Annotated in this window: 2 protein-coding genes; one reads left to right on the forward strand and one right to left on the reverse strand. The window is 58.0% G+C overall.

Going from position 1 to position 1372, the window contains the following annotated elements:
* A partial coding sequence (locus B7R21_RS21055) for an IS3 family transposase (protein WP_367302594.1) occupies positions 1-89 on the forward strand: 89 nt, incomplete at its 5' end.
* Between the two features lie 35 nt (positions 90-124).
* Here the strand turns inward: B7R21_RS21055 and B7R21_RS19190 are convergent.
* Positions 125-979 carry a DEAD/DEAH box helicase gene (locus B7R21_RS19190; RefSeq protein WP_147305987.1) on the reverse strand — a complete coding sequence of 285 codons (855 nt, stop codon included), beginning with the start codon at positions 977-979 and terminating at the stop codon, positions 125-127.
* Positions 980-1372 lie beyond the last annotated feature (393 nt).

Genomic DNA, 1372 nt, shown 5'->3' on the forward strand with positions numbered 1-1372 from the left:
GCTGGTACAACGCCCGCCGACGCCACTCCGGCATCGGCTACCTCAGTCCATTAGAGTACGAACGCCGCCAGCTCACACTGGCAGCCTGACCAACCAACCACCTGTCCGGGAAACGGGGTCAGCCTCAAGCCTTCACGAAGAACGGTTCAGCCTCGTTTTGGTTCAAGGTGGCGTAGAGGGTGGGGTCTTCTTGAAATGCAGCTTCTAATGCAATCTCGAGTCGGTGCTGATGCTTCACCCCGAAGGCGATGACTCCGAGACTCTCGTCGGGGTGAGCGAGCGCATGTGCCCGGACAGCGTTGACGACTTCCGATACTTCCTTTTCTGGGCTGTTGGTCCCGCCGTCGATGCCAGGACTTGGTGGCACCTCGATGTGCGCGATGGCATCGGGGGTATCGGCGGCAGGAAATGTGGTCAGAGAGCGGTCGTAGATTCTCGAATTTGACACAGCAATCAGTCGTTCGTCTCGTGACCGGTAATGCCAAAGCAAACGCCGCGATTGACCTGCGAGAAGTCGGTCCATTGCGAACAGGATGCTCTCGGCATCGCGCGTCATAGAACCCATGCGGCGTGGTGCGGTCTCAACTGCCGCTACTGAGTCGAGGGTTGCGTCTTCATCGATTCCGTCGTCTTGATCATCGAGTGTTTTTGTGAAGAACTCGGTGGGTGGAAGTTGCCTGCTATCGCCGGCGACGATCAGTTGGCGACCTCGGAGGATGGCCGGTATCGCATCGGCAGGCTTCACCTGGCTAGCCTCGTCAAAAATGACAAGATCGAAGGATTCCTTTAGTGGGAGTAACCGGGAGACCTGAAGTGGACTCATCGCCCAGACAGGTTTGGCGCTGAGCATCACCTCTGGTAGGTCGCTGAGGAGTCGGCGTACAGGTGTGAATCTAGTCTTCCGGGTGACTTCCGTCTTCAGCTTCAGATGCTGGTCGGGATTGGCGTCAAGGACAAGCTTCAGGCGCTGAGCTGCCAAACGTCTAATCCTTACGGCGTTCGCAGCGAGGTGGCTGAGGTCATCTCGCTGGTAGGAGCTAGCTGCAGCGTCAAGCTCTGTGCCTCCGACAGAGGCCAGATCGGGGTCAAAAAGGAGGGCGTCGTCAAGGATTGACGCGGACGTGACACGGTCGAAAACGAGTCCTACCCGGGTCGGATCACTCTCGCTAACGTCTGAACGTTCCTCGAGGCTTTGGAGGAGCTTATGCAATCCCAGGGGATTGAGTCGTTGTTTTATCTCATGGATGAGTATGTCAACCTAGGCCAGGACCACCTGGGTAATCTAAGCGGAGACCACCTCGGCGTTTAGCGGTGTCGGGGCGGCCTATGCCGGGCCCACCCCGGGCCTGTTGGGTGAGGCGTGTTCTGGTTG

The organism is Subtercola boreus (assembly GCF_003399625.1).
Classification (GTDB): Bacteria; Actinomycetota; Actinomycetes; order Actinomycetales; family Microbacteriaceae; genus Subtercola; species Subtercola boreus_C.